Below are 15,306 nucleotides of genomic sequence, written 5' to 3'. Positions count from 1 at the left end.
TCATTAACATTGTAATGGTCAACGGTGCGTTACATTTCATTAACGCACCCTACTCCTTCGTAGGGTGGGTTAGCGTAGCGTAACCCACCGCCAGCCAATTGAGAGCATGAACGGTGTTGACATTTCATTAACATTGTAATGGTCAACGGTGCGTTACATTTCATTAACGCACCCTACTCCTTCGTAGGGTGGGTTAGCGTAGCGTAACCCACCGCCAGCCAATGGAGAGTAGGAGTGGTGTTGACATTTCATTAACATTGTAATGGTCAATGGTGCGTTACATTTCATTAACGCACCCTACTCCTTCGTAGGGTGGGTTGAGTGCGTAACCCACCGCCAATGGAGAGTAGGAGTGGTGTTGACATTTCATTAACATTGTAATGGTCAACGGTGCGTTACATTTCATTAACGCACCCTACTCCTTCGTAGGGTGGGTTCAGTGCGTAACCCACCGCCAATTGAGAGTAGGAGTGGTGTTGACATTTCATTAACATTGTAATGGTCAACGGTGCGTTACATTTGATTAAAGCACCACTAGGGACTGCCTGAAGTGGTTATATGCTACAGTTTACAAGTCTGTGCGCGACAGAAGAGTGCAACCCCACTTTCCAAAAAAACCCCCCAATACTCATCCATCGCCATTCCGGGAAGATGGCCCAGGGGAGCTGCCGCCGAAAACGTGCAATCAGACCTAGATATATACGACCCATTCACTCGCCATCCCACCTCCCCGCAATAGCGCTCCCATATTGTATCACCTGGATAGCTTCCATCAGGCAATCCTCCACAATTGATGTAAATTTGCTTCTGGACACTAAACCCGAAGCGTCCGTTGCTGTGTTTGACCCAAAGACCATCGATGATTCGCAAATCCTCGCAGGGAAAGTTTTTGATATCATCGTTGTATAAATATCCCCTGGTTTTTCCCGCCACCCTCCACATCATCTTAGTCGTTTCTTGGTCGGCTGCTTTCCACTCACCTGATTTCAATAATCTGTCGAGTTCGGTATAGTCAAAACCAGAAGAAGACACGATGGGAGTAATGTCTGCCACGGCTTCAGTTATCGACTCGAGTTGAGATGCGATCGCTTCTATCTGTGACGATTGGGATTGGAGTTGAGATGCGATCGCTTTTCTCTGGGATTCTAGTTGAGATGCGATCGCTTTTCTCTGGGATTCTAGTTGAGATGCGATCGCTTCTATCTGTGATTCTAGCCGTGATTGAGTAGTGGTAAAACCGTCAATTTTCCGGGTGGTCTCATCTAACTGAGATTGCAGGTGAGAGACCATCAACTGTGCGGACTCTACCTGAGACTGAGACAATTGCCAAACCCGCTTGGCTGCCGCAATGCGTTTTTTCTCCTTCTCCAAAAACCCGGACGGTATCCCATCAATCACAGGGGGATAGGGTGTCAGGTCATAACCACACACCGAACAGGTTTCCACCTCATTTGGTGTATATTCCGTTTCACAAACGGGACATTTCTCCATCATTCCCAACCCGATACATCACGACAACCGGGTGCAGGGAAACCCGGCTTTATGCTATGATAACCCACCGAGAGGAACTAGAAACCGGGTAGAAACGGACATCTTTCGGATTTACCCATAACCCTGATAGAAACCGGGTTTCTTCACCTGAAGTGCTTATATGCTACAGTCTGCAAGTCTCTGCGCGAGAGAAGAGTGCTAACCTACGCCTTACCAGTCCCACACCAAAACCCAACCACCAACCAACCCCAACAAAACGGGCGGGAAGATGGCCCAGGGGAGCTGCCTCCGAAAACGTGCAATCAGACCATGATATATACGACCCATTCACTCGCCATCCCACCTCCCCGCAATAGCGCTCCCATATTGTATCACCTGGATAGCGTCCATCAGGCAATCCTCCACAATTGATGTAAATTTGCTTCTGGACACTAAACCCGAAGCGTCCCCTGCTGTGTTTGACCCAAAGACCATCGATGATTCGCAAATCCTCGCCGGGAAAGTTTTTGATATCATCGTCGTCTAAATATCTCCTAGAGGTTTTTCCCGCCACCCTACACATCATCTTAGTCGTTTCTTCGTCGGCTGCTTCCCACTGGCCTGATTTCAATAATCTGTCGAGTTGGCTATAATCAAAACCAGAGGATGAAGACACGATGGAAGTAATGTCTGCCACGGCTTCAGTTATCGACTCGTCGAGTTGAGATGCGATCGCTTGACTCTGGGATGGGAGTTGAGATGCGATCGCTTGACTCTGGGATGGGAGTTGAGATGCGATCGCTTGACTCTGGGATGGGAGTTGAGATGCGATCGCTTGACTCTGGGATGGGAGTTGAGATGCGATCGCTTGACTCTGGGATGGGAGTTGAGATGCGATCGCTTGACTCTGGGATTCTAGGCGTGATAGCAATTGGGATTGAGATGCGATCGCTTGACTCTGGGATGGGAGTTGAAATGCGATCGCTTCTACCTGGGATTCTAGGCGTGATAGCAATTGGGATTGAGATGCGATCGCTTGACTCTGGGATTGGAGTTGAGATGCGATCACTTGACTCTGGGATTGGAGTTGAGATGCGATCGCTTGACTCTGGGATTGGAGTTGAGATGCGATCACTTGACTCTGGGATTGGAGTTGAGATGCGATCGCTTGACTCTGGGATTGGAGTTGAGATGCGATCGCTTGACTCTGGGATGGAAGTTGAGATGCGATCGCTTGACTCTGGGATGGAAGTTGAGATGCGATCGCTTGACTCTGGGACGGAAGTTGAGATGCGATCGCTTGACTCTGGGACGGAAGTTGAGATGCGATCGCTTGACTCTGGGATGGAAGTTGAGATGCGATCGCTTTGACCTGAGATTCTAGGCGTGATAGCAATTGGGATTGAGATGCGATCGCTTGACTCTGGGATTCTAGGCGTGATAGCAATTGGGATTGAGATGCGATCGCTTGACTCTGGGATGGAAGTTGAGATTGGGATTGGGTAAAACCGTAAATGTTCCGGGTCGTCTCATATAAATAAGACTGCAGGTGAGAGACCATCAACTGTGCGGACTTTACCTGAGACTGAGACGATTTCCAAACCCGCTTGGCGACGGCAATGCGTTTTTTCTCCTTCTCCCACAACTCGGACGGTATCTCGTCAATAGGGGGATAGGGGGTCAGGTCATAACCACACACGGAACAGGTTTCGACCTCATTTTCTGTATATTCGGTTTCACAAACAGGACATTTCGTCATCATTCCCAACCCTGATAAATCACGACAACCGGGTGTAGGGAAACCCGGCTTTATGCTATGATAACCCACCGAGAGGAACTGAGAAACTCGGTTACGACGGACATATTTCGGTATTTACCTATAACCCTGATAGAAACCGGGTTTCTTCACTCAGTGGGAAAAAGACATCTCCCGGACAGATGAAACTTCCTGGGAATATTCCGGAAACGCGAAAGTACAGAGGTTACAGAAGTGGCCTAAAAGTTTGTCAAAGCCAATGGCTACCGCTTTGAGTGGAGTGCCAGGCATAGAATAGGGGGAGGTGCCGATGTTTCTGTGAAAAAGTTGCCGAAAACAAGAACTTGACAACTGCCTGAAGTGCTTAGAAGTGCTTATATGTTAAAGGTTAACAAGTCTGTGCGCGAGAGAAGAGATGTAAAAGTACTATAGTGCCCGGTATAACTTGGGAGATGACCGCGGGGAGCAGTCGCGGAAAACGTGCAATCAGACCAGACCACGTAATCCCCATTATATCGCCATGCCACCTCGTCACAAAACTGACACCACGCTGTATCACCTGGATAGTTTCCTACAGGCAATCCTCCACAATTGATGTAAATTTGCTTCTGGACACTAAACCCAAAGCGTCCCCTGCTGTGTTTGACCCAAAGACCATCGATGATTCGCAAATCCTCGCCGGGAAAGTTTTTGATATCATCGTCGTCTAAATATCTCCTAGAGGTTTTTCCCGCCACCGCTAACATCATCTTAGCCGTTTCTTCGTCGGCAGCTTTCCAGTTGCCTGATTTCAATAATCTGTCGAGTTCGGTATACAAAAAACCAGAAGAAGACACGATGGTAGTATCTGCCACGGCTTCAGTTATCGACTGGAGTTGAGATGCGATCGCTTCTATCTGCGATTCTAGCCGTGATTGGGATTGAGATGCGATCGCTTCTATCTGCGATTCTAGCCGTGATTGGGATTGAGATGCGATCGCTTCTATCTGCGATTCTAGCCGTGATTGGGATTGAGATGCGATCGCTTCTATCTGCGATTCTAGCCGTGATTGGGATTGAGATGCGATCGCTTCTATCTGTGACGATTGGCATTGGAGTTGAGATGCGATCGCTTTGACCTGAGATTCTAGCCATGATAGCGATTGGGATTGAGATGCGATCGCTTCTATCTGCGATTCTAGCCGTGATTGGGATTGAGATGCGATCGCTTTGACCTGAGATTCTAGCCATGATAGCGATTGGGATTGAGATGCGATCGCTTCTACCTGCGATTCTAGGCGTGATAGCGATTGGGATTGAGATGCGATCGCTTCTATCTGCGATTCTAGGCGTGATAGCGATTGGGATTGAGATGCGATCGCTTTGACCTGCGATTCTAGGCGTGATAGCGATTGGGATTGAGATGCGATCGCTTTGACCTGTGACGATTGGCATTGGAGTTGAGATGTGATCGCTTCTATCTGCGATTCTAGGCGTGATAGCGATTGGGATTGAGATGCGATCGCTTTGACCTGAGATTCTAGGCGTGATAGCGATTGAGATGCGATCGCTTTGACCTGAGATTCTAGCCGTGATAGCGATTGAGATGCGATCGCTTCATTCTGGGATTCTAGGCGTGATTGAGTAGTGGTAAAACCGTCAATTTTCCGGGTCATTTCATCTAACTGAGACTGTAGGTGAGAGACCATCAACTGTGCGGACTCTACCTGAGACTGAGACAATTGCCAAACCCGCTTGGCTGCCGCAATGCGTTTTTTCTCCTTCTCCAAAAACCCGGAGGGTATCCCACCAATCACAGGGGGATAGGGTGTCAGGTCATAACCACACACGGAACAGGTTTCCACCTCATTTGGTGTATATTCGGTTTCACAAACGGGACATTTCGCCATAATTCTCAACCCCGATAAGACGTAGAAACCGGGTGCAGAGAAACCCGGCTTTATGCTACTATAACCCACCGAGAGGAACTAGAAACCCAGTTTCTACCACCAGTGGAGAAGTAAGACTTCGTAGGGTGGGTTGAGTGCGTAACCCACCGCCAATGGAGAGTAGGAGTGGTGTTGACATTTGATTAACATTGTAATGGTCAACGGTGCGTTACATTTCATTAAAGCACCACTAGGGACTGCCTGAAGTGTTTATATGCTACAGTAGACAAGTCTGTGCGCGAGAGAACAAATGCACTCCTACAGACTTCAATGAATGGCCTACCTGATACCACTCGTATAACCAAGGCCAAAAAGGAAGATGGCCACAGGGAGCAATCGCCGCAAACGTGCAATCTGACTTCAAAATCCAAGACCTTCCAACTCGCCATCCCACCTGGTCAGCATACCGCTCTAATATATCATCACCTTTTGGATAGCTTCCATCAGGCTTACCTCCACAATTGATGTAAATTTGCTTCTGGACACTAAACCCGAAGCGTCCCCTGCTGTGTTTGACCCAAAGACCATCGATGATTCGCAAATCCTCGCAGGGAAAGTTTTTGATATCATCATAGTTTAAATATCCATCGTGGGTTTTTCCCGCCACCCTACACATCATCTTAGCCGTTTTTTCGTCGGCAGCTTTCCACTGGCCTGATTTCAATAATCTGTTGAGTTGGCTATAATCAAAACCAGAATAAGACACGATGGGAGTATCTGCCACGGCTTCAGTTATCGACTCGAGTTGAGATGCGATCGCTTCATTCTGGGATTGGAGTTGAGATGCGATCGCTTCTATCTGTGACGATTGGGATTGGAGTTGAGATGCGATCGCTTCTATCTGCGATTCTAGCCGTGATTGGGATTGAGATGCGATCGCTTCATTCTGGGATTGGAGTTGAGATGCGATCGCTTCTATCTGAGATTCTAGCCGTGATTGAGTAGTGGTAAAACCGTCAATTTTTCGGGTGGTCTCATCTAACTGAGATTGCAGGTGAGAGACCATCAACTGTGCGGACTCTACCTGAGACTGAGACAATTGCCAAACCCGCTTGGCGGCGGCAATGCGTTTTTTCTCCTTCTCCAAAAACCCGGAGGGTATCCCACCAATCACAGGGGGATAGGGTGTCAGGTCATAACCACACACCGAACAGGTTTCCACCTCATTTGGTGTATATTCGGTTTCACAAACAGGACATTTCGCCATGATTCTCAACCCCGATAAGACGTAGAAACCGTGGAATGGTGACACTCATTACAAGTATAGCTATAGTGGGTGGCATTATTCGATCTATTATAACTCGCGAATGCCACTCGCTGTCAATACTTGATCGACGGTTAATTCCAACTCTGGGAAAGTGGGGGAAAAAATGCGATCGCTCCGGGAAAACAAACTGCCTTTAAATCTCTTAGTGGTTGATGCGAAAAAAGCGGAGGTTAAACAATGGATACCATAACTCACGATCGCGAAATTGTCAAACAAGTTATCTGTGAATATGCACAACTGCGTCCATCTCATGGCGAGATTCGATTGGATACGGTATTTGATGATAAACAAGAACATTATGCACTGATGCAAGTGGGTTGGGATCGAGGTAGACGAGTCCGAGTAAATCTCATCTATATTGTTTTGCGTGAAGGAAAAGTTGTGATTGAATATGATGGGATGGAAGCGGGAATTACTCAAGATTTGATTGAAAAAGGCATTCCTGAAAACCGCATTATTTTGGGGTTCTTGGAAGAATCTAATGCGGGGCGGGTATGATATGATTTTCTATATTATAACTCGCGAATGCCACTCGCTGTCAATACTTCATCGACGGTTAATTCCAACTCTGGGAAAGTGGGGGAAAAAATGCGATCGCTCCGGGAAAAGGAATGATAAAATTATGCGATCGCATAGCCGGTATGTTCCCGAACCTGGGGAGGATGAAAGGCGAGGACAATGCAATCTTTGGGAACACCAGCGGCAACGAGTTCCTCGGTGATGCCATCTTCTATGCCATCGTAATGAATCCAAATTTTGGCATCGCGAATCTCGGCATGAACGATGCAACCGTGAACCCGACGATTATTTTCCCAGCCTTCGTGTACCAGCATAAAATGGTTGCCGTCCCGACTGACAATCAGGTAAGTCTTTACATCACCATATCGATAGGGAATATCGGCATAATCTTGGATAATTTTTTCCAGTAAATTCCGCCAATCATCTATAGGTTTAATTGTGGTTGCCATTGCAGGATTTCCTCACTATTTGGGTCAAAAACAATCATCCGAAAATATGGTTCTTCTAAAAGCAGTTGTCCGGCTTCTTCTTGAAATAAAGTATCGAAGGTGTTCCGGCTAACCGCTAGATATAAACTGCGATCTGATTCTTTTTTTTGAAGTGCTCTGGCGTACAGAAAGAACTGTCCCCAGGCATTTTCCAGATCTTTGATTGGAGAAGGACTCAAAAAACTTTTAATTTCGACAGCGATTTTTTCATGATCTCGTTCGGCAGCAATTAGTTTTTCAGCCCCCAAATCGATAAACGTCGAGCGTTCCCCGATCTTTAGAATCAGGGGATCATCAGTGATTGTCCAACCATCTTTCATCAGAGCAATACAAACAGTATCATGATAAACATCTTTGGCGGGCATTAAATGCGTCCCATTTATATTAAATTTATGTCGGATAGCGACGGCGATCAATGTGATTTGGGTGAGCTATGATATGATTTTCTATATTATAACTCGCGAATGCCACTCGCTGTCAATACTTCATCGACGGTTAATTCCAACTCTGGGAAAGTGGGGGAAAAAATGCGATCGCTCCGGGAAAATGACCGGAGTTGATACTCGCCTTCAACCAACCGATAAACCAAAATCTGCGGCTGCTTGGGATTGCCTAAAAATGCACGAGATGCGATCGCTAAATAATCCACAATCCAATATTCTGCAATTCCCAACCGCTGATACTCCTCCCGCTTGTCAATATAATCATCCTCCCAGTTGGTGGAAACTACCTCCACGGCTAATTCAATGGGTTCGGTCAAGGCTCCATAAGTCCGCACGTTGCGATTCCAAACCTCAGCTTTCACTACCGCCACATCAGGATTTCGCCCCCTTTCTTCCCCCTCCTGGGTCACGGTTTTGACGATGATATCTTTATCGATAATATAGTCTAAATTCAGCCGTTCACTTTCCCGGTCAAAACGACGAACCAAAAACCGAGCGATATTTTTATGGGCGCGGGTTGGTTCCACTTTCACCAATTCTCCATTAACTAATTCATACCTCCCTGAACCGTCGGGATACTGTTCTAAAAAATCGGCAAATGTCAATTTTGGGGATGATGTTATTATCATATAATATTCCTCCTTCGTAGGGTGGGTTGAGTGCGTAACCCACCGCCAGCCAATTGAGAGCATAAACGGTGTTGACATTTCATTAACATTGTAATGGTCAACGGTGTTGACATTTCATTAACGCACCCTACTCCTAAAAAATCGGCAAATGTCAATTTTGGGGATGATGTTATTATCATATAATATTCCTCCTTCGTAGGGTGGGTTGAGTGCGTAACCCACCGCCAGCCAATTGAGAGCATAAACGGTGTTGACATTTCATTAACATTGTAATGGTCAACGGTGTTGACATTTCATTAACGCACCCTACTCCTAAAAAATCGGCAAATGTCAATTTTGGGGATGATGTTATTATCATATAATATTCCTCCTTCGTAGGGTGGGTTGAGTGCGTAACCCACCGCCAGCCAATTGAGAGCATGAACGGTGTTGACATTTCATTAACATTGTAATGGTCAACGGTGTTGACATTTCATTAACGCACCCTACTCCTAAAAAATCGGCAAATGTCAATTTTGGGGATGATGTTATTATCATATAATATTCCTCCTTCGTAGGGTGGGTTGAGTGCGTAACCCACCGCCAGCCAATTGAGAGCATGAACGGTGTTGACATTTCATTAACATTGTAATGGTCAACGGTGCGTTACATTTCATTAACGCACCCTACTCCTTCGTAGGTCAATGGTGTTGACATTTCATTAACATTGTAATGGTCAACGGTGCGTTACATTTCATTAACGCACCCTACTCCTTCGTAGGTCAATGGTGTTGACATTTCATTAACGCTACTCCCAACTGGAGATATCCTCACAGGTAAATGTGATCATATCCTCCCCGTTTAATTCGTCCCGGACGATGCGATTTTTTAAGTTGTTGACCATCCGTTCATAAAAATTGCGGACATCGCGACCATTGCCAAAATTTGCATCCCTATTTTGATAGGCAAAATCCATAATTGACCTGACCCGCGTGGATACATCATCGGGACAAATTCGCCCGCTTTCCCGACACATTCCCAGAAAAATACTGTGCATTTCGGCACCGTTATAATCGGGAAAATCGATTTTTTTTGCAATGCGAGATTTTAAGCCGGAGTTGCTGTCGAGAAACTCTACCATTTCCCGCGAATATCCCGCTAAAATTACCACCAGGCGATCGCGATAATTTTCCATCATGGGAACCAAAGTATCGATCGCCTCCTGTCCAAAATCTCGGCTATCTCCCCCACGAGATAAGGAGTAGGCTTCATCAATAAATAATACCCCATCCACGGCGGATTCAATCACCTGGGCGGTTTTTTCGGCGGTATGTCCGACATATTGTCCGACTAATTTTTTGCGCTCTACTTCCACAAATTGACCCTTTTTTAACAGTCCCAAGGCTCGATAAATTTCGCCAATTAAACGAGCGACGGTGGTTTTTCCGGTGCCGGGATTTCCAGTAAATAATAAATGACGGGTTTCGATTTCATTACTGGCTAACATCCCTAAACTGGCTAATTTTTGATTCGCGGCTTGGGTGTTAATTAATTGTTTGATATCCTGTTTAACCGAGTCTAACCCGGTCAAGTTTTCTAATTCGGCGAGGAGTTTTTCTAGGTTCTCTGCGTCGGCGGTTCCCCGTTGGGAGAGTTCCCGATAAACTGGCGGTAAATCCTCCACTTTTAAGGGTTCGGTCAGGGTATTTAAACCCTGTTTCATTACGCGATCGCTGTGACAATCATCCATGAGATTAAATAACTTTTCCACCTCTCTGGCGTTGCCAAAATTGCGGTCTCGGTTATCATAAATCTGGGTGAACAAGTTCTCCAGACGCGGTTCTAAATCGGGAGCGATCGCACTTTTAACCCGTTGTACCTGTTGACGGAAAATGGTTAATAATTCGGAGGGTTGATAATCATCGAAAATAATTTCTGTGGCAAAACGACTTTGTAAACCTGGGTTAGATGTGATAAAATTATCCATAAGTTCCGGGTATCCGGCTACAATTACCGCCAGCCTTCCCCGTTCATCTTCCATGCGTTTTAACAGGGTATTAATCGCCTCCATTCCCCAGTCATTTTCGCCCCCTTCAGTGAGGTTATAAGCCTCATCAATAAACAATACCCCATTTAAAGCCCGATCGACTGTTTCATTAGTTAAAATTGCGGTGTGTCCCACATATCCCGCCACCAAATCTCGCCCGCCAATTTCTACTACATGACCCCGCCGCAATAACCCTAAATCTCGATAAATTTCCCCCATTAATCTCGCCACGGTGGTTTTCCCGGTTCCGGGGTTTCCTTTGAATACTAAATGCAGTCTAGGGGGGTCGGTCTTGATGCCTTGTTGTTGCCGTTGTTGAGCTTTAGATAATGACAGGATTTTTTGGTTGATGGCGGTTTTAACATTCTGTAAACCTACCAAGTTATGTAAGCGTTTTAAGGCGGGTATATCGCTGACATCCCCCGATAACCACTGGTTTTGTTTGGCGACTTTTAAGGATAATTCCGCCACAGAATTAAAGCGATGATACCATGTCTTTAGGGGTTGATTTTCGGCAGCCATAGCCGAGATTAAACGGCGGCGATCGCTCCAATTTATCGGTTTTTGGTGAACCAGTCTAAAATAATCCCACAGACTTTCTAACTCCGGTTCGGTGGGGGTAGACACCCGCACTAAATTAAATTGGCGATCGCTCATGTTTTGCAGCCAATTTCCCAAATAAGTAAAGCCTGTATGGTTGCAAAAATCTTGAAACTGTTGTAAACTATGATGGTGGGAAATAAACACACATAAATTGCGGTTGGTCGGGGGGAGTCTTCCCCAAGTGACCATCCGCCCAAACAGTTCTCGCGGGTTTTCAAACATCCGCAAATCCTCCACGTCAGAAAAGATAATCGCACTTTGATAGCGGGTATCTTTCATGAAGTGTTCAAAATAGCCGATACATGGAATATCAGACATCACAGGACGGCGATTTGCTGAGGGTTGGGGTTCCGGTTCGGGAGGGGTTTCTCGTCTCAATAAGCCACGGCGTTTCCCCAAAGGACCGCCGCTTTTTGTTCGCATTTCGGACGGGGAAGGTGGCGGCGAGGTTGTCGGCTGTTCCCTGGCGTTTTGGAGTGATTGAGAATCGAGAAAATACAGCTTATTCACTCCCGAATAGAACACGATACGATTAAAGCCTTGGGTTAGTAAATAGCGATGCAAAACCTGTTCGATATCTGACAATAATAAATCGTCAGTAAAAAAGCCATCTCCGCTATTGGTTCCGTACAAAACCAGAAAGCGATCGCCTGTTTGGAGATTCAATTGCTCGGTAATTCGTTCAACCATAATTTGATACTATTATTATGACATCTATTCTAACCCCTCCCCACCCTTGAGAGAAGGGGTCAGAAATGGAGAGTTAAGAAACAGAAGGTTTCGGCTGGGGTGACTGAACAGATGGCTTTTGGACTCGCGTTTTGACTGCATCAATATCCTGATATTGACTGTTCGCCTGTTCTTTACATTCTATATCACCCACACCTTGAACGCCAGCTTCATTCAAGATATGAAAAATCGCTTCTGCATTTTGGCTGGTAGCTTGTTCGTCGATTAAAGTCGCACTAAAACTATTAATTGAAACCGAATTAGCCCCAAATTCTGACTCAGGACTAATCACGGTGACGACCTCATCCCCAGCCACATTTTTCACCTTAACTACAAAGGCGTTGCGTTGGTCTTCTCCCTCGTAGGTATCATCAATCAGGCTATAACCGATATTCTCGAGAGTTTCGATAATGCGATCGGCAATTTCTACCCGCAATTGAGAGTTTAAAATCGAGCATCTCGCCTGTTCGAGAATTTCCCCTAAAATAGGCTGCAATTGATTAATGTTTTCGCCGATATTTTTAATCTGTTCCGTGGTGAGGGTGGCTTCCCCTTCCACCAGTTGCGATTCTAACTGATTGAGTTGGTTTTCATACTCGCTTAGTCGCCCATTTGTCCAGTAGTCAACCTCACATTTGAAGGTTTCCGCATCACTTCCCTGTCCGACTTCTACTTCACATTCCCGGTGAGTTTGTACCTCGGTAATTAAACTGCGTAAATCAGTTAAACTCGCCTGATAATAAAATAGCCATTCCTGCTGTTTTTGTTCCAGTTCCAGCCGCAGGTCTGCTAGTTTGAGATAGGTTTGCTGACAGGTGGCGATCGCAGCTTCAAAAACCCCCGCTTGAATATTGCTATTGGCTAGGTCTAAATCCCGACGTAAATCGGCTAATTTACCCGGTGCAAAACGTTGGTGTTGATAATCGCGATCAATCTGTTTCCAAACCTGGTCAACATCGGCAAAATAATCAACTGCTAACTGTTGTTTCCGCTGACTTTCCGCCTCCAAATTCTCAACTACTTGATTAATCTGTTGCTGAAGGATTTGTTGTCCTTGTTGTCTGGCTTGTCGCTCCTCAGCTATCAGGTGACTAAATTTTTGGTCCTGTTGTTCAAATAAATTCAGATACTCCTGGCGTTGATTATTTAACAATCCTAAATATTCCCGTCGCTGCTGAGTAAAGCCCTCCCGCATAGAAGACTCTAGCCGTCCGACTTCCTGTTGTAATTGCTGTTGTTGACGATACTCCGACTCTCGGATACTCTGCTGAAATTCCCGCCGCTGATTTTGTAGTCGTAGGTTGGTCTGGGTTTCCAAGTCTTTAATTCCGGTTCGCAGTCCGCTAATTTCTTGTTGCTGGCGTTGGGTTCGCTGTTCCAGGGGGGCGAGACGTTGCTGAAACTCCCGCTGGGCTTGCTGTTGAACGGCGTTTAACCTTTCCGGGAGATCCTGTTGTAGCGATCGCAACCTGGACTCCTGTTCCCGCAGTCGCCGCAACTCCTGATCCTCAACCTGAACATACCGTCGTTTTTCACCACTCATTGATGGCTCCTATTTTGTTAGTAATGGTTGATTTTAATTCCTATTGTGTAGTATAATGTTTTTCGGGGAAATCAAACACCGTAAAATTACTTAACTTTATGGTCGTCCGCCAACGGGGTTGTTTGAGTCTCACCCCAGCCAGATTTAAGTCTCCCTCCCCTTTGGGGTAATAGTTGGCAAAATTGATCAGTTTCTGGACTCGCCTACCGCCCAAGTTATGAGAATGCTTGACTATGGAAGAACAAATCGCAGCCTTAATTAAAATTGCCCAGAGATTGCCGGATCAGGATGTGTGGGATTATGATTATATTGACCTACCTTTTAAACTGGTGCAAATCGCCCTAGAATTATGGGGAAATCTCTACCCCCCAGAAGTGTTGGAAAACCTGGCTAATTCGGACCCGGATACTCTGGACGCTTGGGCGATCGCTCTCTCCCAAACTCTCAGACAACAACTCTCTCTGCTGGATACCTGGCAACCTCATTTTGCCACCCTAAATATCCCCCCCAAGCTGACGGAAAAGCTGGCAAATGACTCCCAAAAATTAGCGGAAATATCTGGAGAAACTTCGGAACTGTTGGCGGCAGCTAATCAGCTTTTTAGTCAGGAAAATCAGTTAAAAGAGGCGGCGGCAGAATTGGCACGATTAAACAGCCTCGCGACTCAATTAAACCATATAGAAACCGAACTACAAAATACCGACCTAGACCAACTACGCGAAGACATCGAAAAGCGATCGCAAACCCTCCAACCCCAATATCAAGAACTGGAAACCCTCCAACAGCAACAGGACCAACTGGCGGCACAGCAAACCCGCCTAGCAGCGGAAATTCAAAGACTGCGAGGATGCCAAAATCAACGGGAAATCGAGACGAAGGAAATCGCCACGGAATTGATAACACTTACCCAAACGGAACGGGATAAACTCAACCATATTTTATCAGATACCCTGGCAGAATTGCAACAAGAAAAAGCGGAATTTGACCGCCTACAAAATGAACTGAAAAAAGCGATCGCTGACTGTAACCAATACCAAAAACAAGTGGTCACTATTCGGGACGACCTCAGCCACCATTACGATCGCGATCGTCAACTTTGCCAATATCTCCCGGTCAACCACAGAGAAATTGACCCGATTTTAGCACAAATAAAAACCCAACTGGAAGACCTTGATCGCCAATTGGCGACCCTGCAAAAACACCACGCCGAAAAACACCAAAAACTCACCCTTAACTTTTCCTCATGACTCTCTTAAACATTGCTGAAATTTGCCCCCACACCCGCACCCTCGGCCCCGGAAACCGCTTTGTCATCTGGGTACAAGGTTGCAGCTTTAACTGTCCCGGCTGCATTTCCCCGGAGTGGATACCCCAAACTCAAGCGACATTAATTGACCCGGAAAAACTGGGAAATCTGATTTTATCTCAGCCAAATTTAGACGGTATCACTGTTTCTGGCGGCGAACCTATGCTACAGGCGATCGCTTTAACAAAACTGTTTCAACACCTGCGAAACCATCGGGATATTTCGATTATATGTTATACAGGATTTACCCTGGACGAAATTCGCACCAAAGCCGATATCATCCCCCTACTAGAATTAATTGATGTTCTCATTGACGGACAATATATCGCCTCGCTGAATGATAACCAAGGCTGGCGTGGTTCATCTAACCAAAATATTCACTTTGTCACCCCCCGCCACCTCCCACAATCGGCATTATTTACCACTAGAAAACGGGACGTTGAACTCCATATCCGCAATGATTCTGCGTTAATGGTTGGGGTTCCCCCACACGGGTTTAGGGAGGATTTTAAACAGGCTGTAAAACTCTAGGATTTCCTAAACAAAAAAAATTTTTTGCGGCCCGCCCTGGGTCTGAGGGTTGACAAGCACCGGAAACT

At 46.1% G+C, this 15,306-nt stretch carries 13 protein-coding genes; 3 read left to right on the top strand and 10 right to left on the bottom strand.

All coding sequences use genetic code 11. The features are described 5' to 3' along the window. Positions 1-561: 561 nt before the first annotated feature. The 5 genes from HFV01_RS09225 to HFV01_RS30370 form a co-directional block, all read right to left on the bottom strand. On the bottom strand, positions 562-1,494 hold the full coding sequence (locus HFV01_RS09225; protein ID WP_006668192.1) for a GUN4 domain-containing protein: 933 nt from the start codon (positions 1,492-1,494) through the stop codon (positions 562-564). 160 nt (positions 1,495-1,654) lie between these two features. Then, a complete protein-coding gene (locus HFV01_RS09220; RefSeq protein WP_193521031.1) occupies positions 1,655-3,232 on the bottom strand; it encodes a GUN4 domain-containing protein in 1,578 nt (525 codons plus the stop codon). 368 nt (positions 3,233-3,600) lie between these two features. Beyond that, positions 3,601-5,115 carry a GUN4 domain-containing protein gene (locus HFV01_RS32045; protein WP_006668190.1) on the bottom strand — a complete coding sequence of 505 codons (1,515 nt, stop codon included), beginning with the start codon at positions 5,113-5,115 and terminating at the stop codon, positions 3,601-3,603. Positions 5,116-5,371: 256 nt separating this feature from the next. Beyond that, positions 5,372-6,361, bottom strand: coding sequence for a GUN4 domain-containing protein (locus HFV01_RS09210; protein WP_006668189.1), 990 nt, complete (start codon positions 6,359-6,361; stop codon positions 5,372-5,374). An 87-nt stretch (positions 6,362-6,448) separates the two neighbouring features. Continuing rightward, positions 6,449-6,616, bottom strand: a complete 168-nt coding sequence (locus tag HFV01_RS30370; RefSeq protein ID WP_318286224.1) for a hypothetical protein — start codon at positions 6,614-6,616, stop codon at positions 6,449-6,451. On the opposite strand from HFV01_RS30370, the gene HFV01_RS09200 reads away from it, so the two are divergent. Further along, a complete protein-coding gene (locus tag HFV01_RS09200; protein WP_006668188.1) occupies positions 6,599-6,919 on the top strand; it encodes a XisI protein in 321 nt (106 codons plus the stop codon). The genes HFV01_RS30370 and HFV01_RS09200 overlap by 18 nt on opposite strands. A 122-nt stretch (positions 6,920-7,041) precedes the next feature. Here the strand turns inward: HFV01_RS09200 and HFV01_RS09195 are convergent, their stop codons facing one another. From HFV01_RS09195 to HFV01_RS09175, 5 genes are all read right to left on the bottom strand, one after another. Further along, positions 7,042-7,389, bottom strand: coding sequence for a XisI protein (locus HFV01_RS09195; RefSeq protein ID WP_006668187.1), 348 nt, complete (start codon positions 7,387-7,389; stop codon positions 7,042-7,044). Next, on the bottom strand, positions 7,365-7,793 hold the full coding sequence (locus tag HFV01_RS09190; protein ID WP_006668186.1) for an element excision factor XisH family protein: 429 nt from the start codon (positions 7,791-7,793) through the stop codon (positions 7,365-7,367). Before HFV01_RS09190 ends, HFV01_RS09195 begins: the two co-directional genes overlap by 25 nt. An 86-nt stretch (positions 7,794-7,879) precedes the next feature. After that, a complete protein-coding gene (locus HFV01_RS09185; RefSeq protein ID WP_008053754.1) occupies positions 7,880-8,500 on the bottom strand; it encodes a Uma2 family endonuclease in 621 nt (206 codons plus the stop codon). 787 nt (positions 8,501-9,287) lie between these two features. Continuing rightward, the gene (locus HFV01_RS09180; RefSeq protein ID WP_193521030.1) at positions 9,288-11,819 is read right to left on the bottom strand and encodes an AAA family ATPase; all 2,532 of its coding nucleotides are present in this window, start codon (positions 11,817-11,819) and stop codon (positions 9,288-9,290) included. A gap of 73 nt (positions 11,820-11,892) precedes the next feature. After that, positions 11,893-13,401 carry a hypothetical protein gene (locus HFV01_RS09175; RefSeq protein ID WP_193521029.1) on the bottom strand — a complete coding sequence of 503 codons (1,509 nt, stop codon included), beginning with the start codon at positions 13,399-13,401 and terminating at the stop codon, positions 11,893-11,895. 233 nt (positions 13,402-13,634) lie between these two features. Between HFV01_RS09175 and HFV01_RS09170 the strand changes: the two genes are divergently transcribed. Further along, positions 13,635-14,648 carry a coiled-coil domain-containing protein gene (locus HFV01_RS09170; protein ID WP_193521028.1) on the top strand — a complete coding sequence of 338 codons (1,014 nt, stop codon included), beginning with the start codon at positions 13,635-13,637 and terminating at the stop codon, positions 14,646-14,648. Continuing rightward, a complete protein-coding gene (locus HFV01_RS09165; RefSeq protein WP_193521027.1) occupies positions 14,645-15,238 on the top strand; it encodes a 4Fe-4S single cluster domain-containing protein in 594 nt (197 codons plus the stop codon). Before HFV01_RS09170 ends, HFV01_RS09165 begins: the two co-directional genes overlap by 4 nt. Positions 15,239-15,306 lie beyond the last annotated feature (68 nt).

The sequence above is a fragment of the Limnospira fusiformis SAG 85.79 genome (genome assembly GCF_012516315.1).
Classification (GTDB): Bacteria; Cyanobacteriota; Cyanobacteriia; order Cyanobacteriales; family Microcoleaceae; genus Limnospira; species Limnospira fusiformis.
Note: the sequence above shows the minus strand (reverse complement) of the source record. Positions and strands in the feature narration are given on the sequence as shown.

What these genes read in the sequence shown, in the direction of transcription:
- HFV01_RS09190 (WP_006668186.1), bottom strand. Translation starts at nt 7,793, where the DNA reads ATGCCCGCCAAAGATGTTTATCATGATACTGTTTGTATTGCTCTGATG.
- HFV01_RS09200 (WP_006668188.1), top strand. Translation starts at nt 6,599, where the DNA reads ATGGATACCATAACTCACGATCGCGAAATTGTCAAACAAGTTATCTGT.
- HFV01_RS09220 (WP_193521031.1), bottom strand. Translation starts at nt 3,232, where the DNA reads ATGATGACGAAATGTCCTGTTTGTGAAACCGAATATACAGAAAATGAG.
- HFV01_RS09225 (WP_006668192.1), bottom strand. Translation starts at nt 1,494, where the DNA reads ATGATGGAGAAATGTCCCGTTTGTGAAACGGAATATACACCAAATGAG.
- HFV01_RS09210 (WP_006668189.1), bottom strand. Translation starts at nt 6,361, where the DNA reads ATGGCGAAATGTCCTGTTTGTGAAACCGAATATACACCAAATGAGGTG.
- HFV01_RS09185 (WP_008053754.1), bottom strand. Translation starts at nt 8,500, where the DNA reads ATGATAATAACATCATCCCCAAAATTGACATTTGCCGATTTTTTAGAA.
- HFV01_RS09175 (WP_193521029.1), bottom strand. Translation starts at nt 13,401, where the DNA reads ATGAGTGGTGAAAAACGACGGTATGTTCAGGTTGAGGATCAGGAGTTG.
- HFV01_RS32045 (WP_006668190.1), bottom strand. Translation starts at nt 5,115, where the DNA reads ATGGCGAAATGTCCCGTTTGTGAAACCGAATATACACCAAATGAGGTG.
- HFV01_RS09170 (WP_193521028.1), top strand. Translation starts at nt 13,635, where the DNA reads ATGGAAGAACAAATCGCAGCCTTAATTAAAATTGCCCAGAGATTGCCG.
- HFV01_RS09195 (WP_006668187.1), bottom strand. Translation starts at nt 7,389, where the DNA reads ATGGCAACCACAATTAAACCTATAGATGATTGGCGGAATTTACTGGAA.
- HFV01_RS09165 (WP_193521027.1), top strand. Translation starts at nt 14,645, where the DNA reads ATGACTCTCTTAAACATTGCTGAAATTTGCCCCCACACCCGCACCCTC.
- HFV01_RS09180 (WP_193521030.1), bottom strand. Translation starts at nt 11,819, where the DNA reads ATGGTTGAACGAATTACCGAGCAATTGAATCTCCAAACAGGCGATCGC.